The organism is Nocardioides jensenii JCM 1364 = NBRC 14755 (genome assembly GCF_001552535.1).
Classification (GTDB): Bacteria; Actinomycetota; Actinomycetes; order Propionibacteriales; family Nocardioidaceae; genus Nocardioides; species Nocardioides jensenii.
On sequence record NZ_BCRJ01000008.1, the window covers coordinates 34,416 to 58,223 of the forward strand.

Genomic DNA, 23,808 nt, shown 5'->3' on the forward strand with positions numbered 1-23,808 from the left:
CACCTTGGGGCGGCCCCCGCGTCGTCTCGCGGTGTCGTGTGGGTCCGCCCGACCGAACTGGCGATGAAGATCGGATCGCCGGCGGCGGGTCGTGGGATCGACCTGCAGACCGCGTTGTCGGCGCGGGCACGACAGACGCCGGCAGCGGTCGCGCGGGCCGCACGGCGTACGACACGTTCCTCGATCTCTCGGCCCCAATCGGCTGCACCTGAAGGGCTGGGACTGTGAACACGCCGGCGTTCACGACCTCCCAGGGGCTGCGCCTTCTGCTGGTCCGGTTGCAGTACTCCCCAGCAGGGACGTGGCAGCACGACCCTGATGCCGAAGACCTGATGCGGTTCGCGACAACGAAGTACGCCGCGCTCGCTCGCAAGTACGACCTGGCACCCGAGGATGCCGCGGTCGCGGCGTTCGAGGCGATGCGCACCCGTGCGGTTCGTACGGCTATCGACCCGTGGGCGGTGGTGACCCGAGCGGTGCAAATCACCTTGATCTACGACGCCCGCGCCCAAGGCCTGCTGTGCTCCAACCACCAGGCGCGTCGAACCGAGATCTCCGCGAACCACGACGCCGAACGCTTCTGTGACCGCGACAACGACCTGGCCGACTACCATCCGGCGTTCCATGTGCCGCCCGAGCAGGAACTCCGCGACTGGGACGTGCTGTCCTCCCCGTCGGTCACGGAGGAGCCGACGAATGCGTGGGTGGCTGCCGAACAGGCCGCGCACATCCTGGTCGACAACGGCTGGCCGGAGGCATCCGCGCATTGGTGCATCGAGTACGTGTGCGGTCAGCTGATCCGTTCCGGCTCCCGCGCGACGGCGTACGCGCGTCTGACCCGTGACCACCACGCCGAAGCCCTGTTGGACCTGTCTCACCCGGACTGGGTTGCGGTGTTGCAGGCGCTGCTCGGCATCGACGACCCGGTCCTTGAACGAACTCGCGAAGGACGTGGACTGCTCCAGTTGCTGATGATGGGCTACCTGCCCGCAGAGCTCAGCTCGGTAGTGTGTTTCGCGGACGTGTTCGCGGCCACCGCCCCGAAGAGCGAGGGTGCGTCCCATGTCTGAGGCGACCGGGCACATCGAGCTGGAACGACGCGTCGACTCCATCACCATCGGGGTCCGGCACCGCTCCGACCCTGAGCGGGATCTCGCACCGCTGATGCGGTCAATCGATCGGCTCGGTCTCCTCCAGCCGATCACGATCACACCGGACGGAGTCTTGGTCTGCGGTCACCGCCGGTTGAAGGCCGTGAAGGAACTGGGCTGGCCCACGCTGCGGGTGTGGGTGCGCACCGGGATCTCTGACCCATTGACGCAGTTGCTGGCCGAGCAGGACGAGAACACCCTTCACCGGCCGCTGCTCCCATTTGATGCCGCAAAGCTCTACCGGGAACTGAAGGACCTCTTGACCGAGGACGCCCTGCGACGCCAACGCGCGACACGGTTCGGTGCCGACGACGGGGAAGTAGGCGACGGTGGTGCCGAATCGGCACCACCGCACGGCGACCCAGGAAAGTCGCGCAATCAAGCAGCGCAACTGGTGACCAACTCGGCTTCACACACTCGGCTCGAACAGATCTGCACGATCGAGACCATCGCTGCCGACGACGCCAGACCGGCTGACGTACGAAACGTCGCTGAGGAGGAACTCGAGCGGATCCGCGAAGGTGGTGCTGTCGATCCCAGCTACCAACGGGTGCGGGCCGCACTGAAGCTCGCCGAGGACCGCGAACCCGACGACGACACGGCCGAAGACCTGGAGGAACTCGCGGCCAAAGCCTTGACCCAGGCGAGGGCCGACCGCGCCGCCCGCATCGCTGAGAATCGGCGCAAGCGTGAGGCTGCAGCCGAGGCAGCACGGCGTTCGGTTCACTCCTTCGTCCTCATTTGGGAAGACCTGGAGGGCTGGACCGACCGGTACGACCCGGTCGAGGTCGGGCAGGAACTGACCGACGCCCAGTGGTCGGCCTTCCAGCAAACTCTCACTGCCTCCGTGGAGTTTGCCGACCATGCGCGAGCCGCACGCAAACACCGCCCATGCGAGCGCCGTTCGTGTGACGTCGTGGCGAGTGCGTGAAGGGGTGACTGGCCATGTTGCGTTCCTCCACCTACGATCCGGACCTGCGTCGGCGCCGGTTGATCGTGGTAGCCATCACCGTCGCGCTCCTCGTTGCCGCAGCGATCACCTACGTGCTGCTCACCCGCAATCAGACTGCTGCTCCCGCACCTGCTGACCCGACGACGTCCGCCGGACCTGAGCTACTGGTCGATCCAGCGAATGAACCGGACGACGGCACTCTCCCGGGGCTCCCACCGGTCGCTGACCCAGCGGAGTTCGCCGAGGTCATCGCGCATGCGATCTTCGACTGGGACACCACCGCGTTGGCGCCACGGACGGCGTACCTCGAACGGATCGCGACGATCGCCGACCCGACCGGCGAGGAATCACCGGGGTTGATCAGCGACGTCGACGCCTACCTCCCCCCGGAGACCACCTGGATCGACCTGCGCGAATACGAAACCCGGCAATGGATCGAGATCGAATCGGTCGAGGTGCCGACCAAGTGGGCCACCGCGCTCGAACAGGGCAGCGCAACGCTTGCGCCAGGCACTACGGCGTACACGATCAGCGGCATCCGTCACCGCGACGGCATCTGGGACGGCAAACCTGTCGCCAGCCGCCACGACGTGACCTTCACCGTCTTCATCGTCTGTGCGCCGACGTACGACGCGTGCCGCCTCCTGCGACTGTCGCTGCTGAACGAGCCCCTGGAGTAGGCGAGTCCCGTGATGTCGAAGGTCATCATCGGCGGGCTGGTCATGCTGTTCCTCGGCCCGGCCGCCGTCCTCCTGTCGCTGACGGCGATACTGAATCCCGCCGCAGAAGCGTCCTGTCTGCCGGCAACGTCGGTGAACTTCACGTTCTTCTCCGACGATGACACGACTACCGCTCTCCCGGTTGGGGAGTCCTCGCGTGTTGTGTTCCCTCTGCCGAAAGGCACGTGGATCCAAACCAGCGCGTTCGGGATGCGACGACACCCCATCACCGGTGTCTACAAACTGCACAGCGGCACCGACTTCGCCGCCCCGTCAGGGACACCGATTCTGGCTGCGGCGGACGGACGTGTCGCTTCGGCGGGACCGTCGGCAGGCTACGGGAACCTGATCCTCATCGAGCACACGGTCGCTGGTCAGCGCATGGACACGGGTTACGCCCACATGGCTGCGGCAAGCATCATGGTCAAGGCTGGCGACCGGGTCACCGCTGGTCAACAGATCGCCTCGGTCGGCGCCACCGGCTACGCCACCGGGCCCCACCTGCACTTCGAGCTACGCCTCGGCAGCGCGAGCGGGGCCCCGGTCGATCCCGCGCCATGGCTCGCAGCGCAAGGAGCCGTCGACCTGACGAATGGGTCACCCAGCAAGGAGGGTGGCTGCGGGCCCAAGGGTGATGCGACGTCGTACGACGGGACGAATCCCAATGGCATGGTCGGCGACCCCACCACCGACGGGAAGATCACCGAACGCACCGCGGCTGTGCTCGCGCAGGTTCGCCAACAGTTCCCCAGCACCGCATGGTCGTGCTACTCCCCTCGCCCCGGCCAACCCTCCGAGCACTCCCTCGGCCGTGCCTGCGACGGAACGTTCGGCAACTCCATCGGCACCAAGGCCACTGGCTCTGCCCTCGACCTGGGCTGGAAGGTCACCAGCTGGATGAAGACCAACGCGAAGACACTCGGTGTTCAGTACCTCATCTGGCAGGGGAAGATCTGGTCCGTCGCGAGATCGGCCGAGGGGTGGCGCACCTACGACGGAGGCGGCATGCATGACCCCGCCGCGATCACCGGAGGACATTACGATCATCTGCACTTCACGACCGTGAACTGAAAAGTCGGAAGTTGCATTAGATGTAAGACCTGGGACGGGCTGTCGCACCTTTCCGGCATGACAACCATCGAGTTGATGCAACGCACGACGGGTCCTGACTTTGGGGCCGTTGGTGGCGCCGGTGACATGCGCAAGGTCATCGGTGCGCTGCTGACCTATGGGCTGCTGTTCGCGTGCCTGATGCTGATCGTCTCTGCAGCGGCTTGGGCCATCTCGTCGTCGAACGGGAGCTGGCAGTCCGCCTCGAAGGCGAAGGCCGGTGTCTTCGTAGCCCTCGGTGGAGCCGCGCTGACCGGTGGTGCGCTTGCCTGGGCCAACTGGCTCCTCGACATCGGCGCAGCGCTGTGAGCTGCGTCGGGGTGCGCACCTCTCGAACAGGTACATCCAGCGACTTCAGGAGGAATCGTGTTTCACCTTGAGCTACTTCCCGCCCTTGCTCAGGTTCTGCCGATGGACATCACCATCGACCCGAACTCCAATGGACTGCCCGGCATCGGACAGCTCCGCAAGATCGTCGGCGCGTCCATGACCGTCGGCCTGATCCTGGCCGTCCTCGCCTTGATCATCTCGGCCGTCGTGTGGGCGATGGGCTCGAACTCGTCCAACCCTCATCTGGCCGGCCGCGGCAAGTTGGGCGTCGTCATCGCCCTCGGCGCCGCGATCGTGACCGGCGCATCTGTCGCGTTGGTCAACTTCTTCTGGAACGTCGGCCAAGCGGTCTGAACTTCAGCAAGCGACGGGAGCAACGGCGATGGGTGTCTGCGATCTACCGGTGGTCTCCACCGTGTGCGACAAGGCCGGTGATGCGGCCGCGAGTCTGGTGACCGCGCCGTTCGACTGGCTCGCCGAGGGTATGGGCAACGCAGCTGAGTGGATGTTTGAGTCGGTCTGGTCCGTCTTCGACTCCACCACCTCGGTCGACATCACCAGCGACGAATACATGAAGGTCTACAACATCCTGTTCGGGGTCGCGGTGTTCGTGATGCTCGGCTTCTTCATGCTGCAGGTCATCGGCGGCATGATCCGACGAGAACCCGCCGCCCTGACCAGAGCCCTGACTGGCTTGGCCAAATCGGTCCTCGGGTCCTTCGTCGCCATCACCCTGCTCGCGGTGGCTCTGGAGATCACCGACCAACTCACCATCGGGATAGTCAACGCCGCCGGAACGAACATGGACGAGATGGGCGACCGCATCGCGCTCTTGGCTGTCGGCATCGGCGGACTCAGCCTCAAAGCACCGGGGGCCGCAGCGATCCTGACGATCTTTCTCGCCGGGATGGCGATCAGCGCAGCCGTGATCGTGTGGATCAGCCTGCTGGTTCGCAAGGCCCTTCTGCTCGTTGCCATCGTCTTCGCCCCGATTGCCCTGGCCGGTGCTTCGTGGGACCAGACCCGCGGCTGGATCGGGAAGTGGGCGACGTTCGTGATCGCGCTGATCTTGTCCAAGCTCGTGCTCGTGGTGATTTTCCTGCTCGCGACCGCCCAAGTGTCGGCACCGATCGATGCTGATCTGCAATCGGTGAGCGAGCCGATCGCGGGTGTGGTGCTAATGCTGATGGCCGGGTTCGCGCCGTACATGACCTACAAGGCGATCAGCTTCATGGGCTTCGACATGTACCACGCGATGTCAGCCGAACAGGAAGCCAAGTCCGCCATGAACCGACCGCTCCCGATTCCCTCAGGCGGCGGAGCCGGCGGCACTGTGCCGAAGATCCTCGGCGGGGGCAACGGTGGTGGTGGAGCTGGTGGTTCGGGTGGTGCCCCGGCCCCGACTGCCGCACCCAACGCTGGAAGTTCAGGTGGCGCGGGATCTGGTGGGGGCGGTGCTGCCGCGGGTGGCGCGGTCGCAGCAGGTGCTGTGGTCGCCAAGGAAGCCGCGAGCGCCGGACCCAAGTTGGGCAACTTCGTCTCCAGCCAAGCCTCTGGCCAGGCCGATCAGGCCGCTGCTCCGACCGGCGCTTCCGGGACTGTTCCGGGCCACACCGCAGATCCCACTCCTCCGATGTCGAATCGTGGATCCAACCGTTCTGGGGGCAAGTCATGAACGCCGCTACCTCCTCGAAGCCCGGTGACTACGAACTCCAGCCGGTGAAGTTCTCCCGCCTCACCCGGCGAGGTGTCCTGTTCGGGCTGGCCGCCTCCCAACTCGTCGTCGTGGGGATAGGCGCCGTGATGCTCGTGTTCTCGCTGTACGTCGGCGGCGGGGCTAGCCTGATCGTCGCCTTCCCCGTCATTCTCTTCTGCGCCGCACTCGCGTTTGTCGGAGTCGGTGGCCGCAAGCTCATCCAGTGGCTCCCCATCGCCGCCGTCTGGTTGTGGCGATCCACCGGCGGCCAACTCATCTACCGGCGACGGGTCGTAGCTCCACGACCTGTCGGCACGCTCGCATTGCCCGGTGATGCCGCCCGCTTGCGGCAATGGCTCGATCCCGAGACCGGGGCCGTGATGGTGCATGACCCGCACCGCAACACTCTGACCGCGATCGTCTCGGTCGCGCACCCGGCATTCATCCTGCTCGACCCCCTCGAACAAGAACGCCGCGTCACCGGGTGGGGACGTGTCCTGGCCACCGCCTGCCGCTCCGGACGCATCGCGTCGCTGCAGATCATGGAGCGGACCCTGCCCGACTCCGGGAAAGGGCTGGCCGAGTGGTGGCGTCAGCACGGAAGCGGAGATGACTCGTTTGCCGCAACGACGTACGGCGAGCTCATCGACCGCGCCGGACCCGCCGGTGAGCGGCACGCCTCCACGATCTCGCTGTCACTCGACCTCAAGACCGCCAGCAGAGCCATCCGTGCGGCCGGGGGCGGCAACCGGGGCGCTGCTGCTGTCCTGCGGCAGGAGATGTCGACCATCGTCGCCGCGCTCCGTTCCGCTGACCTCTCCCCGTCGGACTGGCTCGAACCCGGTGACCTGGCTGTGATCCTGCGTGGCGCCTATGACCCCGACGTCGGGGCAGCGTTGGAGCGTCACGGCGACGTCGGCCGAGACCTCGCCACCGCCGGCCCGGTTGCGGTTACCGAAAGCTGGTCATCGCTGCGATCCGACTCCGCGCACCACTGCGTGCTGTGGATCAGCGAATGGCCCAGGTCGCTGGTGTTCCCTGGGTTCCTCGCCCCCGTGCTGCTGTCGTCGGGGATCCGCCGCACCTTCAGCCTGCTCTACACCCCGATGCGCACCGACCAGGCCGCGCGCGACATCCGGAAGAAGAAGACCGAGTACGTCTCCGATGCCGCGCAACGTCAACGGATCGGGCAGATCGAAGACGCGCAACACAGCGCCGAGTACAACGACGTCCTGCAGCAGGAGGCGGATCTCACTGCTGGGCACGGGATCCTCCGGGTCACCGGGCTGATCGCCATCACCGCAGGCGACCCAGAGGAACTCGAGCGGGCGGTCGCCGACATCGAACAAGCTGCGATTCAAGCCTCCTGCGAGACCCGACGGCTCTGGGGCCAGCAAGCACAGGCGTTCAGCGCGGCTGCGCTGCCGCTGTGCCGCAGCGTCTGACCCGGGCAGCCGTACACACCTCGTTGGTGACCATCCCCGACACCTCTGGAGCACACCATGCCGACGTTCGAAGACCCCGCCGTCGATGCCACCGAAGCTGAGCAAGCATTGCGCGGTCTCGCGCACGCCACCCGACGCATCGAAGACCCGTCGCAGATCTATGGCGTGCTCGGGTCCGTGTCGCAGGCCATCGCATCCTTGAGCCAAGCCCTGCATCAAATCGGCTCGTTTCATGACGAGCATGGAGCACGCGCAGACGCGACAATCATCGACCCGCGACAGACCGGCGCTGCCTATCGCGCCTCGTGGGACCTGCACCGCGCCGCGGAGATGTTGAACAGTGTCGGCAAGTCCATCGACAGCGCGCACGCGTCCGAGGCGACGATCGTCTACCAGCCCCGCCACCACGCAGCCCCTGGTCGCGGGCACACCGCCAACGGGGTGTCGCTGTGACCCACCCGGACGGATCGCGGCTACACAGCGCAGTCCTGGTTGCGCCGAAGCGTGAACGACGTCGCGACCGCAAGGCCCGCAAGCTCGCGGCACGTGACTTGCTGGCCCGGGACCGCGCGGAGCAGAAGTCGGTGGCGAAGGCCAAGTCCGATGCGCTGGTCGCCGAACGGAAGGCGACGGTATTGCTGCCCAAGGCTGGCGAACCAGGCCCGGCTGCGTTGCGCTCACCCGGCCGACTGCGACTCCCCCGCCACCAAGACACCTCCGCCACCCTTGCCGGCGCGTACCCATTTCTCGCCGAAGGTGGGCTCGGCAGTGACGGCGTCTTCGTCGGCCAGGACCTCTACTCGGGCAGTTCGTTTGTCTACGACCCATGGGTGCTCTACACCCGCGGCCTCATCACCGCACCCAACGTCGTACTGGCCGGGATCGTCGGCTCAGGCAAGTCATCGCTCGCCAAGAGCCTCTACACCCGGTCGATCCCGTTCGGCCGCCGTGTCTACATCCCCGGTGACCCGAAAGGTGAACACACGGCCGTCGCCGAGGCCGTGGGCGGCCGAGCGATCGCGCTCGGCCACGGCATGTCCACCAGGCTCAACCCGCTCGACGAAGGCCACCGTCCGGGCGGCATCGACGATGCGCAGTGGTTGGCGCAAGTCACCGCGCGTCGACGCGACCTGCTCGGGGCGCTGGCCGAGACCGTGCTGGACCGGCGACTCTCACCGTTGGAGCACACCGCGATCGACATCGCGCTGGCCGACGTCGTACGCACCGCAGAAGTGCCAGTGCTGCCACTGGTCGTCGACCGACTCTTGGAGCCCGACCCGGCAACCAAGCCGGACAGCAGGTTGGCCGAAGACGGACGCCTTCCTGGACACGCTCTGCGCCGGTTGGTTGCCGGCGACCTCGCCGGGCTGTTCGATGGTCCCTCGACCGTGCGGTTCGATCCGACGCTGCCGATGATCTCGCTTGACCTCGCGCGCGTCACCGAGAACGCGACTCTGGTCTCGGTGCTGATGACGTGCGCGTCGGCGTGGATGGAGTCCGCGCTCCTGGATCCCAACGGCGGACAACGCTGGGTCGTGTACGACGAAGCCTGGCGACTCATGTCACATCCTGCGCTGCTGCGACGCATGGACGCCCACTGGCGCCTCGCCCGGCACTACGGGATCGCGAACATGCTGGTGTTCCACAAACTGTCCGACCTCGAAAATGTGGGCGACTCCGGCTCAGCGATGCGCGCCTTGGCGTCCTCGCTGCTGGCGAACGCCGAGACACGCGTGGTGTACCGCCAAGAATCCGACCAACTCGGAAGCACCGCATCCGCACTAGGCCTCACCGGAACCGAGCAATCGTTGCTGCCCACGCTCGGCACAGGGCAAGGGCTGTGGCGGATCAAGCACCGCTCGTTCGTTGTTCAACATCAGCTTCATCCTGCCGAACTGGAGCTGTTCGACACCGCAGGCCGGATGACCGGGGACTCCCGCGATTCCAGGAATTCTGGCCCCCCTGCCTGATCCGTCGCCCGATGCGCGGCCGCTTCTCGACGCGGTGGTCAAGCCAGACTGCCAGGCGGACGCGGACCGGGCCGGCGATGAGGAAGCTCAGTCCGTCGACCAGGGTGAGAGGGACAGATCCCATGGCTCAGCTCTTGGCATTCGAGAGCAGTTCAGAGGTATCGGCAGACCAAACCGGGATCGCAGGTGGCAGGTGCGGGGTCGGCAGCGGCATCGCGCAGGGCTACGACGGAGTCGTGCAGTGCGGTGAGTTGGGCAATCTGCTGCTCAATCTCACACAGGCGGGCGTCGAGAAGGTTCCGGACGTGCTCGCAGGGCGAACTACCGCTGTCACGAATGTCGAGGATCTGACGGATCTGGGCGAGGGTGAGACCTGCCGCTTGGCCGCGGTGGATGAAGTCGATCCGGTTTACGGCGTCGGGCTCATAGTCCCGATATCCCGACGGTGTGCGGTCAGCCGGTGGGAGCAGGCCCTGCTTCTCATAGAACCGCAGCGTCTTGGCCCTTGTGCCCGCCCGTTGGGCGAGTTTCCCGATGCGCATAACGGGCTCCGATCAATCGGCGAGGCCATGCTTGACCTTCCCCTGTACTGGAAGGTCCAGTATGGCTGAGACGGACACAACCAAGCGGTGACAGGACAAGCGATGCATACAAAGTTCGACCTCGCAATCATCGGATCCGGCGGCGGCGCGTTCGCCGCCGCGATCCGCGCCACCACGTTGGGGAAGTCGGTGGTGATGATCGAACGCGGCACACTCGGCGGGACCTGCGTGAACACCGGCTGTGTTCCCTCGAAGGTCCTCATCGCCGCAGCCAATGCGCGCCACGTCGCAGAGGACGCCCCAGAGCGCTTCCCGGGGATCGCGACGAAGGCGGACCCTGTCGATATGGCCGCTCTGATCGGGGGGAAGCAGACGCTGATCGAATCCCTGCGCAGCGAGAAGTACGTCGACGTCGCCGACTCCTACGGCTGGCAGGTCCGGCGAGGAGACGCCGCGTTCGCAGGCACCCCTGATGCACCAGTCTTGGAGGTCACCAAGATCGACGGGAGCGTCGAGACCGTTGAGGCCGAGCACTATCTGCTCGCCACCGGTTCCCGGCCTTGGGCACCGCCGATCGACGGCCTAGACGAAACAGAGCACCTGACCTCGACCACGGCGATGGAACTGACCAAGGTCCCCGAGTCACTGCTCGTACTCGGCGGCGGCTATGTCGCCCTAGAGCAGGCACAACTGTTCGCCCGGCTGGGGACGAACGTCACCATGCTGGTGCGCTCCCGACTGGCATCGAAAGAAGAGCCAGACGTCTCCAAGGCGCTTGAGGAGGTGTTCGCCGACGAGGGTATCCGCGTTGTCCGCCACGCAGTACCGACGCGAGTCTCCCGCGAAATAGGCGGCAAGGTCGTCGTGAGCGCCGACGTCGCCAGCGGAACACGAGAGTTCCGCGCCGACCAGGTCCTGGTCGCCCTCGGCCGCCGCCCCGTCACCGACGGACTGAACCTCCTCGCCGTCGGAGTGAACCCTGGTGACACCGGGGAAGTCGTTGTCACGGATCAACTGCTGTCGTCCAACCCGCGGATCTGGGCAGCGGGCGATGTCACCGGGCACCCCGAGTTCGTCTACGTCGCCGCCCACCACGGCACCCTGGTCGCCGAGAACGCCCTCTCCCACACCGAGAGAGCCGTCGACTACGCGCGGTTACCGCGGGTGACCTTCACCAGCCCCGCCATCGGCGCGGTCGGCATGACCGAGAAAGACGTCATCGCCGCCGGTATTCCCTGCGACTGCCGTGTACTGCCCCTGCACCACGTGCCCCGCGCACTGGTGAACCGCGACACCCGCGGGTTCATCAAGATCGTCGCGAACGCCGACACACGCGAGATCCTTGGCCTGACCGCCGTCGCCAAGGACGCCGGCGAACTGGCCGCCGCCGGCGTCCACCTCCTGGGCAAGACCATCGCCGAGGTCGCCGACACATGGGCCCCCTACCTGACCATGGCCGAAGGCATCCGTATCGCCGCCAAGGCCTTCACCACTGACCCCTCGCAACTGTCCTGCTGCGCATGAGGGCTACACAAGAGCTCATCCAGAGCGGCGGCTACGGCGACGAGCCGTCATGCCTGATCGCTCGCTCAAGATCTACGTCGTAGCGACTACGCTGCGGCGTGCTGTACCTGCGACCGCTCGGCTGAATCGAACGAAACCCAAGTAGATTGCGATTCCGGCCGTGGGGCAACGGGAGCACACCTGACTGAAGACACGTCAGGGAGGTGAGCCGGCATGCGGCATCAAACACGCGAGTCCCAGCAGGCGCGGGAGGCAAAACTCGATGCGCTGCACACGAAGTTGACCGAGTCGGTCGGCGCGTTGGTCAGCGGTGAGGACTGGCGCCGTGCGTTGGAGTTCTCGGCACGGTTCCGTTCCCGGTCGTTCAACAACGTCATGCTGATCTACATCCAGCACAACGAGGCCTTCCAGCTCGGGCGGGTTCCGGCGCCGACTCCGACGTACGTGGCGGGGTTCAAGCAGTGGCAGACACTCGGGCGCCAAGTGATGAAGGGCCAATCCGGGTACGGGATCCTTGCCCCAGTCACCGCCCGGTTCGCTTCCCGCACCCCGAACAACAGCGAGTCGTGGCGCCGTCTGGGCCGCGGCGAACGCCCCCAGCCGGGTGAGGTCGCGCGAACGAAGATGGTCGGGTTGCGGCCCGCGTATGTGTGGGACGTCTCCCAGACCGATGGCGATCCGTTACCCACACAGCCGGCGCCCACACTGTTGGCTGGCCATGCGCCAGCGGGACTGTGGGAAGGACTCGCAGCCCAGGTCGAAGCCCTCGGGTTCACGCTTCACCAGGTCCCCGATGCTGCGGCGATCGGAGGCGCAAACGGGCTCACCGACTTCTCCACCCGGCAAGTGTCAGTGCGTGCCGACATGGACGATGCTGCACGGGTCAAGACACTGGCCCACGAACTCGGTCACGTCATGCTCCACTCACCCGACACTCGCGGTGCTACCGAAGGCACGGCTGTTGATGCTGCGCTTCACCGTGGCATTGCCGAGGTCGAGGCCGAATCAGTGGCCCTCATGATCGGCGCCGCCCACGGGCTCGACACCACCTCCTACACGGTTCCGTACGTGTCGAGTTGGGCAAGCAGCGTCCCCGGCGCCGACCCCGTCGAAGTCGTGCAAGCCACTGCAGAGCGAGTCCGTACGACCTCCCTTCGCGTGCTCGACCAACTCGACACCGCCCAAGTCGGCGACGGCGACCCTCCCGGACTCGTCCGGGAAACGGCGCAGCGCCAGGCACCCGCCAGGCAGGCTCCGGCTCGCGGCGTAGATGTACCCGAACCACGTCCGGTCGTCGTGCAACAGGTGGTTGAGATATGAGCCTGCTCAACCCCGCTACCGCGTACCGGCGATCCACCAGCAGGCCGTGGATCCCCGTCGTCCTGCCATTGGTCCGCATCGACGTAGACAAGGACGGCCTGCTCGACGTCACGGTCGACGAGCTTCCGTTCCCCAGCCAGGACACCGGCGGAGAGTGTCAGATATCTCGTGCTGGACTCCGGCAGCTGCTCGACCAGATCGCAACCGAGCACGACTCGGCCCTGCGGGTCGAGATCCACGAACCTGACGGCAAGGTGTTCACCGACTTCCACACCCCCAAAACAGCACCCATCGACCGATCACACGGTCCTGCCGTCCCACCGTCTACCCACGCGCAGGACGTCACGGCTCGACGTACGACGTTGTCGGCCCAGCTCGGGTCAGGCGAGGTGACTGGTACCGGATTCGCAGACGGCGAGGAGATCACGATCGCGGTCGTGATCTACCGCAGCGCAGCCGAGGCCGACGGGAGCATTGAGCTGCGCCTCCCCGTGGCGCTTCTCGAACGACACAGCGCTGACATGGTGCTGCTCGGCGCCACCTCCGGAGCCGTCAGCGCCACTCCACCCAAAGCATCTGAGTCGGTTCGTGAGGCGTCGTGAACGGCGGCGCGCGACCAGTAGACGACACCCTGGTCAACCTTGCGCTCATCGCGATCGCAGGACTCGGCGCGGTGGCCGCGGTCCTGCGGCTCGCCGGCACCGTGACTGCAGGGGTGATCGGGGCTGAACAACCCGATGCTGGCTGGACGTCAGGATTCCGAGTCCTTGCCAACCCAGGCGATCCCGGCCGAGCGCTCGGAGCCGAGATCTCCGTGTGGGCCTTCTGGTCCGTCCTCGTCCTCATGCTCGCCATCGGCTCGACGTGCGCCGTCATGGTGTGGCGCCGCATCGCGGCCCTTCGACACACGTCGCAGCATGACCCACGCCGGCTGATCGGGACCGCTACCCGCCACGACGTCGTGAGCACGGCATCGAAGAAGGCCCTCCTACGACGCAGTTCGACGCTGCGACCGAGCCTCGACCACGCAGACGCCGGCGACGTCGGCTATCTGGTCGGGCGATCTCGAGGCATGGAGATTTGGGCCTCCGTCGAAGACTCGATCCTGGTACTCGGCCCGCCCCGTTCCGGCAAGGGCCTGCACGTGGTCATCAACGCCATTCTCGATGCACCCGGCGCAGTCGTGACCACCGCAACCCGACCCGACAACATCGCCGCCACCATCACCGCCCGCCAAGAACGCGGACCCGTGGCCGTGTTCGACCCCCAACGTCTGGCCGAAGGACTCCCCGCCGGGCTGCGCTGGTCGCCAGTCCGAGGATGTGAGGACCCGTTGACGGCGATGATCCGCGCCACCGGCCTCGCCTCAGCCACTGGGCTATCCGCCGGTGGCGTCGAGTCCGGTGGCTTCTGGGAAGGCAAGACGCGAACCGCACTCCAAGCTCTGCTGCACGCCGCAGCCCTCGATCACCGAAGCCCGACCGAACTGTTCGCCTGGACCCTGTCACCTTCCTCCGCGGCCGACGCGGTGGCGATCTTGGCCTCTCACTCCGGTGCTGCAACCGGGTGGGGAGATTCGTTGGACTCGATGATCCACGCCGACGCCCGTACCCGCGACTCCATCTGGATGGGCGTCTCCCTTGCCTTGTCCTGCCTTGCGGATCCTCGTGTGCTCGACGCCGTCACACCTCGGGCCGGCGAGCACTTCGACCCAACCGAGTTCCTTACTGGCAACGGCACCCTCTACCTGCTGGCCACCGGAGCGGGAGCTGGTGCCTCGTGGTCACTGGTCGCCGCGTTCATCGAAGACCTCGTCGAGACCGCACGCCGCCTCGCAGCCCAATCACCTGGCGCGCGCCTCGACCCACCGTTGCTGTTGGCGCTCGATGAGATCGGCAACCTCTCCCCACTCCCCTCGCTGCCGGTACTCATGGCCGAGGGCGGTGGCACCGGCATCACCACGATGCCCGTCCTCCAGTCCCTGTCTCAGGTACGGGACAAGTGGGGCGATCACGCCGCCGGCGCGATCTGGGACGCCTCCATCGTCAAGATCATCCTCGGCGGCACATCCTCAGCGCGCGACCTGCAGGACCTCTCCGCACTCATCGGCGAACGCGACGAGAAGACCGACACCATCTCCGTGGGCGACTACGGATCCCGGTCCCTCCAACGCTCCACCAGGCGCGTCTCGGTCATGCCACCCGAGACCATCCGCACCTTGCCGTTCGGCGCTGCTCTCCTTCTGCTGCGCAGCTCGCCACCGCTGGTCACGGATCTGCGGCCGTGGACTGCCCGGAAGGATGCTGCCCAGCTACGCATAGATCGGTCTGCCATCGAGTCAGCCCTGCGGCGACGCTGAGCCGACGTATGTCCCCCTCGCTGTCAAGTCGTCAATCCCGGGGGGGGATGGTGTGCACCTGACTTCTGAGAGCGATTGCCAGTCATGGCGTCGCGCGAGGTCAGGAGTCGACAATGACCATCCCAACGCAGATGAGCCTGCATGGCTTCATCGCCGCTGCACCCGAGCTGACGTACGGCAAGAGCGACGTGGCCAGATTCCGCGCACGAGTCGGGATCGAGCAGTGGCGCAAAGAAGCAGACGGTGCGTTCACCAAACTCGACCCGCTGTTCTGCGACATGGTGCTTTTCAAGTCCTCCGCCGAACGGGCCTACGCCCGGTTCCGCGTCGGGGACCAGTTCGTCGCCTCTGGCTACGTCCACGAGTATGAGTTCGAGCGCGACGGCACCACCGTGCAGCGTGAAGAGTTCGTCGCTCGCCGGATCGGGCACGACGCCGCCCGCACCCGCTACAACGTTGACCGCCCGACGCCGTCGGCCGAACGGGACGCTGGCCCCGAGGCCGGTCGTGAATCTGACCGTACGGTCGAGCCGCCTGCTGCGATCGGGCTCTGAGCCATGGCATCCAAGTCCTCCGACGCGGATGGCGTTCAGCCCTCGTTGCTCGATGACGAACGTCATCCGGTGTTCGACACGTGGGAGAACCTCGACACGCTCGACCCACCTGCGGCCTCATCTGATGAGTCCGGGTGGTCGGAGTCTTTCGAGTCGTCTTCGTTGGCGGAACCGTTAGGGCCGATCAACTGGAACACCCTCGGTGCCGACGAGGCCGAAGCCGAGTGGCTCGATCTCAACGCTTGGGTGAACTGGCTTCGAGGCACCTACGGGCTGGCACCGACCGTGGTTCCTCCGATGTGGCACCGTCACGACGAACTCGTCTGGGAACTCTCCGCACTTCACCTGCATTGGCTGAATTCCTACGGACCCGACGCCTCCCCGTCGTCGCCGTTGGGCTGGCACCGAGACTTCGCCGATGCCCGCATTCGGCTCCGCGACTGGGTCTCAGCCTGCGGCACCCGCCTCGACCGGGACCGCCCCACCCGACAGACGACGTGGCCTGGCGAACCCTCACTTGAGGCCGGTCACGAAGCAGAGGTGTGTGACCGGGACGCCGACTTCGTCCAGTTCGTCATGGAAGACGTCACCGCACGCCGCCAAGTTGAGGACCAAGTCGCGCAACGCGCGTCCTGACCGTGCCTGTGGACGAAGGCCGACTCGTCCACAGGCACCCCGGTTCACCCGACAGCTGCGGGCCCAGGTGGCGGACGGTGACTGCCAAAGCACTTCACTCGATTGAAGGGAAGATCATCATGCTCCTTGCCCACGCGGTCACCCTGGCCGAAGCCCGCTCCTACATCGCAGCCCTGGCCGACGAGGCGGCAACGTTCGACGGCGCGGTCGAATACGAGCACGCATTGCTTTACCTCGACCTCATCCACGGCGACGACATCCCCGCGCTCGATGCGGCCGGCTTCACCGACGACCGCGCGATCTTGCACGCGATCGCCGTCAGCGCGGTCAAGGAACTCGCCGACCATGGCGTCGACAAACTCCAAGTCGAGCTGCTGCTCGACATGCTCGACGTGGCACGGGACCGCGACGACCCGTGCGCGGACATCAGTGAGTTCTGATGTACGGCGACAACACCGCCCAACTGCGGGAAGCACTCGGCACACTCATGCAAATCACCCGCAACGGTTCTGACGTCGACGACCTGCCTGCAGATGCTGTCGAGCTGGTCGGATCCTTCCGGCACAGCATCACCGTGTGGTGCCAGCAGGCCGTACGAGCATCGAACCCCAACGCCGAACTCGGCGGGACGACACCGCGCACTCGCGGGCCGGCAGAGGAACTGCGGTACAGGCTCGCCGCGGCACGCTCCGCCTATGCCGCTCCGCTCCCGACCGTGGACCAACTGGCCACACCGTATCCGAACTACCTCGTCGACCTCTGGCGACAAGCAGCCAAAGGCGCCGCCCTGGGAGAACACGACTTCGCTGCCGGACTGAGCTACGGCCACCTGACCGACGCCCAAGCCATGACCGTCCTCAAGGACGCCTCCGAGATCACCCGTGCCCTCACCGGGCTCGACCGCCGCTACACCGATGCCGTTCCCGACTGGGAACCGATCGACGAAGCGGACCTGCTCGGCCGAGCAGCCGTCGTCTGCGCCGCCCACGCGGGATACAGCGAACCTGACTACGCCGTCGACCGCAGCGGCTGGCGTCCACCCGTGCGGCTGGCTGACGGGCCCACTCTTCCCGGCCTGGGCGGGGTACTCCAAGCAGAGAACAACCTCCTCGTACGGCTCAGCTACCCACCCGACGCGTACAGCCTGCGACTGATCCTGGACTCCCAACGCATCGTCTCCCACCACGCCGCCAACCTCGCCCCGGCCGGGAGCGGCCATCGCGACGTCGCCGCGATGTGGGCCGAACGGGCCGAGACCTACTCGCTGCTGGTCGACCAGACCCGCAACCTCCGCGGCCTCGTTGGCCACGGAGTGGCCGCCGCGCAAGGTGCCCTCGCCGCATCGCGGATTCGTGGCATCGATCCCAACACCCCCGTCGAAGCGCGGGCACTGCGGCACCTCGACGCGTTGTTCACTCACATCGACCGTCGCGTCGCCGAGACCATCGCGGCAGGCGCCGACGACCGCAGCTACCTGATGCGCGTCGGCATCCCTCGCGTTGACCTGTCAGCCGGTGGCGCGGTTAGGCAACAGCGATCCCGCCACATTCCTCTCGACGTACCTCCAGGTGCCCCGGTGTTGGCCACGGCCAAGACCCGTCTGACGCCCAAACCTGATGAGCCGCGCGTTCCGGTTGGTTCAGCACGCTCACGCGCGTCCTTCACCAAGAGCGTCGAGACGGGCCAACGCCAGGGGCCGCAACCGCGCTCAGAGTTGTCGCTCTGAGCGCGGCGAGGGTCAGGCGATCTGGTAGGTCTCATCCCCCACGGTGACCTCCACCTTGAGGCTGCCGCCGAGTGCGTCGGCGTAGCGGCGCAGGGTGTCGACCTTGGTGAAGTCGACCTGGCCACGCTCGATCTCCGAGACTCGTTTCTGGCTGACCGAGAGCGTCTCAGCGACGTCAGTCTGAGTGAGGGCCATCATCTCGCGTAGCTCACGGAGCTTGTAGGCGCGGACCTCGGCGAGCATCCGCTTCATGTGGGCTTCCTGCACCTCTGGGTTGCCCGGCCGCTCTGCGAGCAGGTCCTCCAACGTCTTGCCCATCTCAGTTCCCGCCCTTCTGCTTCTTCACTCGCGCCAGGTGCGCGTCGTACCGGTCATCCCGCGACTGGGATGTTCTCGCGGTACCACTTGTCCCAGCGCCCTTGTTTGTCTCCAGCCAGGAGCATGATCGCGTGCCGCTTCGGGTCGAAGGCGAACAAGATCCGCACCTCGCTCCGTCCTGACGAACCTGGCCGTAGTTCCTTCATGTTGTTGTGTCGCGATCCCACGATGGTGTCCACCAGCGGTCTTCCTAGTCCCGGGCCAACGGTGGCAAGGATCCGGATCGCCGCGATGATCTGGTCGTAGGTGTCGTCGTCTGCCGACTTGAGCCAGTCCTCGATCAGCCCCAGGCCAACAACCCAAGGATACCCTTTTCCTTCTACATGGGAAAGGGTATGGCGGTCGTCATTCACTGGTCCGCCTCCCTCACCCGTGGAGCCAATGCCTCAAGGATCTCGGCAGTTACCGGGTTCACCTTCTCGTCAGGCTCGATGTAGTGCGCCTTGGTGATCTCAGACGACGTGTGACCGAGCATCTCGGCCGCGAGATCCGCCCCGCCCGCGCGGTCGAGCATGGTGGCGACCGTCCGACGGAACGAGTGTGGCGTGACGCCCTCGATGCCCGCTCCCGACATGACCGCTCTCAACCTGCGTCGCACGTTGTTCGTCGTAAGCGGCGTGCCATTGCGTGTGAAGAAGATCAGATGTTCAGGGTCCTCCGAAGCGATCTTGACCAGGCGCTCTCGGAGAACCTCGGCAGTGAAACTGGGCACGGAAACCGTGCGCATCGACTTCATCGTCTTGGGGTGAGGCTGTCGATGCGTTGCCCGGCCTTTGGGAGACACGATCGTCCCGCATATTCGCACTGTGGCTGGTGAGCCCGTCACGTCAACATCGCATTTACGGATGGCGAGGACCTCACCGATCCGGGCCGAGGTTCCGAGCATCACCTCAATGATCCGCTCCAACTGTCCATCTGGGGGCGGACCGGGGACGCCCGAGCCCCGCCGCCATCCCCGCACCGCGCCACGGATGGCTTCCACCTGGGCCACCGTCAATGCCATCGCCTGCGACGGCGGCTTACGGAGGCGGACCGTGTCTCTCACTGGGTTTTTCACCATCGCTTCGTAACGCACGGCCAAGCCGAGCGCGAGACTCAGCACGGTCCTTGCCTGCTTTGCGGTGCTGTAGCTGTTGGTCGTTGCCAGAGTCTTGATGAACTGGTCGACACGGCTGACCGTGATCTCACGGAGTGCGAAGTGCTCAAACGCGGGCAGCACCAGCTGGCGCATGTTGCGCTCGTAGAGCGCTCTCGTGCTGGGGGCGATCTTTCCTTCCAGGTCCAGGTCTCCGAGCCAGACCTCGATCAGGCGAGCAAAGGAGCTGTCGGGCGTCAGTTCGCCAAGTCCACGACTGGATCCTGAGCGTTGCGTCAGCTTCTCCTTGAGCCGGTGCTCGGCGAGCTTGCGTGTCGTATCGCTCGCCTCGACCCGGCGGACTTGACCGTCATGGTCACGAAATCGCGTGCGAGCGCGGATGGTGCCGTTCGGCAGGGTGGTGAACTCAATATCGCCGTACGTACCGATGGGAGTTCGGGGCCTAGCCATGGGCTCTCACCCCCGCTCCACCGGTCGTCCGGGCTGGGACTCTCGCCGGTTGTCCAACCAAGCACGCACGTCCGACACCGCGAACTTCAGATGGCGACCCATGCGGATCCCGACGGGCCCACGCCCGTTCTGGCGCCACTCGTAGATCGTCTTGATCGAGACGCCGAGGTACTCGGCCAGCTCGTCGATGCTCAGGAGCGGATCGAGTCCACTCAGCGGATTCACGTCGGTCTTCATGCACATCAGGTGCGCAGAGTGGCCCGGACCGATCGGTGGCAACCGGAGGTGATGGGTGCCACCCGGACGGGCTACCAACCGGCACGCCTAGAAGCGTCGCAAAACGGAGGGTTTCTGGAGGGTTGATCAATTCTCAAATGCTTTCAGGCCGGGATTCGCACTGAATCCCGGCCTGAACTTTGTAGCGGGGGCAGGATTTGAACCTGCGACCTCTGGACGTGATCGGAGGCCTGTCCCGGACTACAGCATTTCTCGGGTCCCTCTGGAAAACCTCGTGTTGTTGAGGAGGTTCCCCATCGGACGCCTCCAACAGTATCGGAACGTCTCGGAACGCTTGCCCATCGTTTCCGATGACTATTCGATGACGGGTCGATTCCCGGCGTCCGTCATCGCAGGGTGAGCACGATCTGCTGGTCGGGCTCCAGGCGGAGGTCAGCCGGGTCTCCGGTGACCTTGGTGCCGTTGCTGGTGACGACGACATGTCGCCCCGCCTTCGCCCGGACGCCGCCGATCTGCTCCGGGGTCAGCGTGACGCCCCACTGGGTGAAGAACTGGCCGAGCGTGAACACCTCGCCCACGGAGTCGGCCTCGATGTGGATGGTTCCGTCGCCTTCATGAGTGTGCAGTGCAGACATGGCACCTGTGCTCGGGTCAACACCGACGTTGGGCGGAACCGGGACTTCGCCGCCGTCGATGACGATGCGGAGCTGGGGGTGGTAGTGCTCGGCGGTGCCCATGGGACCCAGGTCGAGTCCGGCGGCTGCCACGCGCGCGGCCACGTCGCTCGGGGGCGGCCATGGCGGCATCGCGGCGTCGTCCGGGGAGGGAGTGACGTCGGACGTCGGAGTCGCGATCGTGAGGTCCTTTCCCGGGTCGGTGCGGTCGGTGTCGTTGGCGCAGCCACTCAGCCCGATGATCGCGGTCAGTGTGAGGGCAACGTAGGTGCGGCTTCTCATGCAGTCGGCTTCCTGCTGGGGAACGATCGGAGGCTCAGCCACCGGGGCGTGGTGGCAACGTAACGGTCCCATTCCGCGCCGAAGTTGTCGGCCATCGCGCGCTCCTCTGCTTCGATCTGAGCCTTGGTCATGCGGAGGGCGAACCCGGCTGCGGGGAGAAAGCCGAGGGTCGAGCGCCGGGCGAGTGCACTGGCCACGAGGACGCCCGCCATGGCCACGTACATCGGGTTCCGGGTGGCCCGGAACGGCCCGTCGCTGACGAGCTGGCTGGCGCGCTCCGGTGAGAGTGGATCGACGGTCGTCTGCCGGCGCCTAAAGGCGGTCACGGCCCAGCCCAGCAGCCCCAGGCTGGCCGAGAGGACGGCCACTGCCAGCCCCAATGACGTCCGGCTGGGCCGATGGCGATCGGGAAGTAGCCTCTGAACCACCAGGCCGACGGCCATCCATCCGAGCGGCGGAACCCGTCGCAGCTCACCAGCCGAGCTCATGGCACTGCACCCCCTTGACGGCTTCGACCTGAAGGGTGGCGTGCTCGATGTGGTGCCGCTCGGCCAGGGCGTGCTGTGCCGCGACCAGGACGGTCTGCGGGTTGACACCCTCGTCAACCACGAGGTGAGCGGTGGCGACGTTCATCCCCGACGTCAGCGTCCAGATGTGGAGGTCGTGGATGTCGGCTACCCCGGCTACGGCCTCAAGGTCCGCCACGACTTCGTCCAATTGCATACCTTCCGGGATGTGTTGGCCAAGAACCGCCAGGATCTGGCGGCCGAGGATGATGGCGCGGACGGCGACGAAGATGCCGATGCCGAGCGCGACGATGGCGTCCCAGACTCCGTTGCCGGTTGCGGCGACCAGGAGCCCGGCGATGATGACTCCGACGCTGCCCGCCGCATCGGAGACCACCTCGAAGTAGGCGCCCTTGACGTTGAGCGACTCCTTCGATCCTGCGCGCAACAGGAGCATGGTGAGGAGATTGATGGCCAGACCGATGACGCCGACGACGAGCATGGCGCTCGAGGTGACTTCCGGCGCTGCGCTGATGCGACCGACCGCCTCCACCACGACATAGACGGAGACACCGAGCATGATCAGCACGGTCAGGCCGGAGGCGAACACCTCAGCTCGATAGGAGCCGTAGGTGCGGCGACCGGTCGAGTCGGGCCGGGTCGCGATCTTGGTGGCCACCAGCGCGGCGCCGAGCGCAACGACGTCAGCGGCCATGTGACCGGCATCGGAGATCAGCGCCAGCGAGCCGGAGATGACACCGGCGACGAGTTCGATGACGAAGAAGGCCGCGACCAGGACGAACGCGCCGGCCAGGCGAGTCCGGTAGCGACCACCGGCGTGACCGGCTGGCGACCCGTGCGAGTGTCCCGCGCCCATCAGCGCTTCTCGTCGTGGCAGCAGCCGTCGTTGCAGACAGCCGCCTCGGCGGCTTCGCCCGGAGGTACGGCGCAGCAGCTCTCGCCGCGCCACGCCTCGCGGCCCTCCTTCACCGCGACCGCGGCGATCACGAGCCCGGCGATGGGATCGGCCCAGGACCAGCCGAGCGTGGCGTTGAGGACCAGGCCGACGAGCAGGACCGCGGACAGGTAGGTGCACAGCAGCGTCTGGGTGGAGTCGGCGACCACCGCGTTGGAACCGAGCTCGCGTCCGGTGCGCCGCTGGGCCCAGGACAGGAACGGCATCACCACGAGCGAGAGGGACGCCAGCGCGATGCCGACGGGCGAGGCGTCGGGTTCTGCGCCGGTCACCAGTGCCCGCACCGACTCGAAGCTGACGTAGGCCGCCAGGGCGAAGAAGGAGACCGCCATCAGCCGCAGCGCGGTCCGCTCGCGCGACTCGGGCAGGGCGTGGCGGAACTGCCACAGGATGATCAGGCCGCTGCTGACCTCGACGACCGAGTCCAGCCCGAAGCCGATCAGTGCGATCGACCCGGCGACCAGGCCCGCGGTGATCGCGATGACGGCCTCGACGACGTTCCAGGTGACCGAGGCGGCCGCGAGCAACTGAGCCCGGCGGCCGAGCTGCATGCGCCGGCCGGGGTCGGCGGTGAAGGTCGGCATCTCGAGATTGGGGCTCACTGCGCGGCTCCCTCGCCATAGACCGGGCAGAGCGTGACCGCGTCGCCGGTGGCAGCAAGCAGTTCCTCGGCGGCCGCGAACACCTTGAGAACGGCGTCCGGGTGGGTCAGGGAGAACACCGACGAGCGTCCCACCGGCCGCGACTCGACCAGTCCGCAGTCGCGCAGGCACGCGAGGTGCTTGGACACCGTCGACTGAGCCAGTCCCAGGTGGGCGGTCAGGTCGGCGACCTTGTGCTCCCCCAGCAATAGGTGCCGCAGGATCGCAACCCGCGACGCGTCGCCCATGCCACGGAAGAGGCACGCTGCCGCCCGCCCTGCAGCGGCTTCGTCGATGCCCGCAGCGAGGGAGTCGCTACCAACCACTTTGATCGCCATGCAGCGATAATAGCGCCAGTTGCGACAGATTCGCCAAGTCATGCTCCGAGGGGACCTCTCGACGCCATCCGGGGCATCGCCTCGAGGCACTGGTGGTCCCGACGATTGGCTGTCCGGACGTTCGCCGATGGCGTGTCGTGAATCGGGACATGACCGACGGTAGGCAGGGTCCGGCTCCCAGTTGCGGGGTGATGCT

The 23,808-nt window shown here is 66.3% G+C and carries 28 protein-coding genes; 19 read left to right on the plus strand and 9 right to left on the minus strand.

The window, feature by feature from the left end; genetic code table 11:
- Positions 1 to 224: 224 nt before the first annotated feature.
- From NJ4_RS04385 to NJ4_RS04475, 19 genes are all read left to right on the plus strand, one after another.
- The gene (locus NJ4_RS04385; protein ID WP_067430774.1) at positions 225 to 1,070 is read left to right on the plus strand and encodes a hypothetical protein; all 846 of its coding nucleotides are present in this window, start codon (positions 225 to 227) and stop codon (positions 1,068 to 1,070) included.
- Positions 1,071 to 1,254: 184 nt separating this feature from the next.
- Positions 1,255 to 2,082, plus strand: coding sequence for a hypothetical protein (locus NJ4_RS04390; protein WP_456093712.1), 828 nt, complete (start codon positions 1,255 to 1,257; stop codon positions 2,080 to 2,082).
- 14 nt (positions 2,083 to 2,096) lie between these two features.
- On the plus strand, positions 2,097 to 2,783 hold the full coding sequence (locus NJ4_RS04395) for a hypothetical protein (RefSeq protein ID WP_067430780.1): 687 nt from the start codon (positions 2,097 to 2,099) through the stop codon (positions 2,781 to 2,783).
- A 249-nt stretch (positions 2,784 to 3,032) separates the two neighbouring features.
- Positions 3,033 to 3,893 carry a M23 family metallopeptidase gene (locus tag NJ4_RS04400; RefSeq protein ID WP_407668044.1) on the plus strand — a complete coding sequence of 287 codons (861 nt, stop codon included), beginning with the start codon at positions 3,033 to 3,035 and terminating at the stop codon, positions 3,891 to 3,893.
- A 57-nt stretch (positions 3,894 to 3,950) separates the two neighbouring features.
- On the plus strand, positions 3,951 to 4,241 hold the full coding sequence (locus NJ4_RS04405) for a DUF6112 family protein (protein ID WP_245644448.1): 291 nt from the start codon (positions 3,951 to 3,953) through the stop codon (positions 4,239 to 4,241).
- Between the two features lie 102 nt (positions 4,242 to 4,343).
- Positions 4,344 to 4,616, plus strand: a complete 273-nt coding sequence (locus NJ4_RS04410; protein WP_067430786.1) for a DUF6112 family protein — start codon at positions 4,344 to 4,346, stop codon at positions 4,614 to 4,616.
- A 97-nt stretch (positions 4,617 to 4,713) separates the two neighbouring features.
- Positions 4,714 to 5,937 (plus strand): conjugal transfer protein TrbL, encoded by a 1,224-nt coding sequence (locus NJ4_RS04415; RefSeq protein WP_174524581.1) that lies wholly within the window; start codon positions 4,714 to 4,716, stop codon positions 5,935 to 5,937.
- Positions 5,934 to 7,403: an SCO6880 family protein gene (locus NJ4_RS04420; RefSeq protein ID WP_067430793.1), complete on the plus strand. Its 1,470-nt coding sequence runs from the start codon at positions 5,934 to 5,936 to the stop codon at positions 7,401 to 7,403. Before NJ4_RS04415 ends, NJ4_RS04420 begins: the two co-directional genes overlap by 4 nt.
- Before the next feature lie 57 nt (positions 7,404 to 7,460).
- The gene (locus NJ4_RS04425) at positions 7,461 to 7,856 is read left to right on the plus strand and encodes a hypothetical protein (protein WP_067430796.1); all 396 of its coding nucleotides are present in this window, start codon (positions 7,461 to 7,463) and stop codon (positions 7,854 to 7,856) included.
- A complete protein-coding gene (locus NJ4_RS04430) occupies positions 7,853 to 9,373 on the plus strand; it encodes a TraC family protein (RefSeq protein ID WP_067430799.1) in 1,521 nt (506 codons plus the stop codon). Before NJ4_RS04425 ends, NJ4_RS04430 begins: the two co-directional genes overlap by 4 nt.
- Positions 9,374 to 9,495: 122 nt before the next feature.
- Positions 9,496 to 9,984 (plus strand): hypothetical protein, encoded by a 489-nt coding sequence (locus NJ4_RS27225; RefSeq protein ID WP_067430802.1) that lies wholly within the window; start codon positions 9,496 to 9,498, stop codon positions 9,982 to 9,984.
- A gap of 18 nt (positions 9,985 to 10,002) precedes the next feature.
- Positions 10,003 to 11,439, plus strand: a complete 1,437-nt coding sequence (merA, locus tag NJ4_RS04440) for a mercury(II) reductase (protein WP_456093713.1) — start codon at positions 10,003 to 10,005, stop codon at positions 11,437 to 11,439.
- A gap of 213 nt (positions 11,440 to 11,652) precedes the next feature.
- Positions 11,653 to 12,759 carry an ArdC-like ssDNA-binding domain-containing protein gene (locus NJ4_RS04445; protein WP_067430807.1) on the plus strand — a complete coding sequence of 369 codons (1,107 nt, stop codon included), beginning with the start codon at positions 11,653 to 11,655 and terminating at the stop codon, positions 12,757 to 12,759.
- Positions 12,756 to 13,361: a hypothetical protein gene (locus tag NJ4_RS04450; RefSeq protein WP_067430810.1), complete on the plus strand. Its 606-nt coding sequence runs from the start codon at positions 12,756 to 12,758 to the stop codon at positions 13,359 to 13,361. Before NJ4_RS04445 ends, NJ4_RS04450 begins: the two co-directional genes overlap by 4 nt.
- On the plus strand, positions 13,358 to 15,118 hold the full coding sequence (locus NJ4_RS04455) for a type IV secretory system conjugative DNA transfer family protein (protein WP_067430813.1): 1,761 nt from the start codon (positions 13,358 to 13,360) through the stop codon (positions 15,116 to 15,118). The genes NJ4_RS04450 and NJ4_RS04455 overlap by 4 nt, the downstream gene beginning before the upstream one ends.
- A 113-nt stretch (positions 15,119 to 15,231) precedes the next feature.
- Complete coding sequence (locus tag NJ4_RS04460) at positions 15,232 to 15,672, plus strand: single-stranded DNA-binding protein (protein WP_067430816.1); 441 nt, start codon at positions 15,232 to 15,234, stop codon at positions 15,670 to 15,672.
- Positions 15,673 to 15,834: 162 nt separating this feature from the next.
- Positions 15,835 to 16,308 (plus strand): hypothetical protein, encoded by a 474-nt coding sequence (locus NJ4_RS04465; RefSeq protein ID WP_245644464.1) that lies wholly within the window; start codon positions 15,835 to 15,837, stop codon positions 16,306 to 16,308.
- A 119-nt stretch (positions 16,309 to 16,427) separates the two neighbouring features.
- Positions 16,428 to 16,748, plus strand: coding sequence for a hypothetical protein (locus NJ4_RS04470; protein WP_067430819.1), 321 nt, complete (start codon positions 16,428 to 16,430; stop codon positions 16,746 to 16,748).
- Positions 16,748 to 18,034 (plus strand): hypothetical protein, encoded by a 1,287-nt coding sequence (locus tag NJ4_RS04475; protein WP_067430822.1) that lies wholly within the window; start codon positions 16,748 to 16,750, stop codon positions 18,032 to 18,034. The genes NJ4_RS04470 and NJ4_RS04475 overlap by 1 nt, the downstream gene beginning before the upstream one ends.
- Positions 18,035 to 18,046: 12 nt before the next feature.
- On the opposite strand, the gene NJ4_RS04480 is transcribed toward NJ4_RS04475, so the two are convergent.
- The 9 genes from NJ4_RS04480 to NJ4_RS04520 all read right to left on the minus strand — a co-directional run bounded on the left by NJ4_RS04480 (position 18,047) and on the right by NJ4_RS04520 (position 23,612).
- A complete protein-coding gene (locus NJ4_RS04480) occupies positions 18,047 to 18,352 on the minus strand; it encodes a helix-turn-helix domain-containing protein (protein ID WP_067430826.1) in 306 nt (101 codons plus the stop codon).
- A 53-nt stretch (positions 18,353 to 18,405) separates the two neighbouring features.
- The gene (locus NJ4_RS04485; RefSeq protein ID WP_245644449.1) at positions 18,406 to 18,765 is read right to left on the minus strand and encodes a type II toxin-antitoxin system RelE/ParE family toxin; all 360 of its coding nucleotides are present in this window, start codon (positions 18,763 to 18,765) and stop codon (positions 18,406 to 18,408) included.
- Positions 18,762 to 19,958 (minus strand): tyrosine-type recombinase/integrase, encoded by a 1,197-nt coding sequence (locus NJ4_RS04490; protein ID WP_067430829.1) that lies wholly within the window; start codon positions 19,956 to 19,958, stop codon positions 18,762 to 18,764. The genes NJ4_RS04485 and NJ4_RS04490 overlap by 4 nt, the downstream gene beginning before the upstream one ends.
- A gap of 6 nt (positions 19,959 to 19,964) precedes the next feature.
- Positions 19,965 to 20,195, minus strand: a complete 231-nt coding sequence (locus NJ4_RS04495) for a helix-turn-helix transcriptional regulator (RefSeq protein ID WP_067430832.1) — start codon at positions 20,193 to 20,195, stop codon at positions 19,965 to 19,967.
- A 386-nt stretch (positions 20,196 to 20,581) separates the two neighbouring features.
- Positions 20,582 to 21,151 (minus strand): hypothetical protein, encoded by a 570-nt coding sequence (locus NJ4_RS04500; protein ID WP_036491575.1) that lies wholly within the window; start codon positions 21,149 to 21,151, stop codon positions 20,582 to 20,584.
- Positions 21,148 to 21,639 (minus strand): methyltransferase family protein, encoded by a 492-nt coding sequence (locus NJ4_RS04505; protein WP_036491574.1) that lies wholly within the window; start codon positions 21,637 to 21,639, stop codon positions 21,148 to 21,150. The genes NJ4_RS04500 and NJ4_RS04505 overlap by 4 nt, the downstream gene beginning before the upstream one ends.
- On the minus strand, positions 21,623 to 22,534 hold the full coding sequence (locus NJ4_RS04510) for a cation diffusion facilitator family transporter (RefSeq protein WP_067430838.1): 912 nt from the start codon (positions 22,532 to 22,534) through the stop codon (positions 21,623 to 21,625). The genes NJ4_RS04505 and NJ4_RS04510 overlap by 17 nt, the downstream gene beginning before the upstream one ends.
- Positions 22,534 to 23,235: a cation transporter gene (locus NJ4_RS04515; RefSeq protein ID WP_442937089.1), complete on the minus strand. Its 702-nt coding sequence runs from the start codon at positions 23,233 to 23,235 to the stop codon at positions 22,534 to 22,536. Before NJ4_RS04515 ends, NJ4_RS04510 begins: the two co-directional genes overlap by 1 nt.
- Positions 23,232 to 23,612: an ArsR/SmtB family transcription factor gene (locus tag NJ4_RS04520; RefSeq protein ID WP_036491572.1), complete on the minus strand. Its 381-nt coding sequence runs from the start codon at positions 23,610 to 23,612 to the stop codon at positions 23,232 to 23,234. The genes NJ4_RS04515 and NJ4_RS04520 overlap by 4 nt, the downstream gene beginning before the upstream one ends.
- Positions 23,613 to 23,808 lie beyond the last annotated feature (196 nt).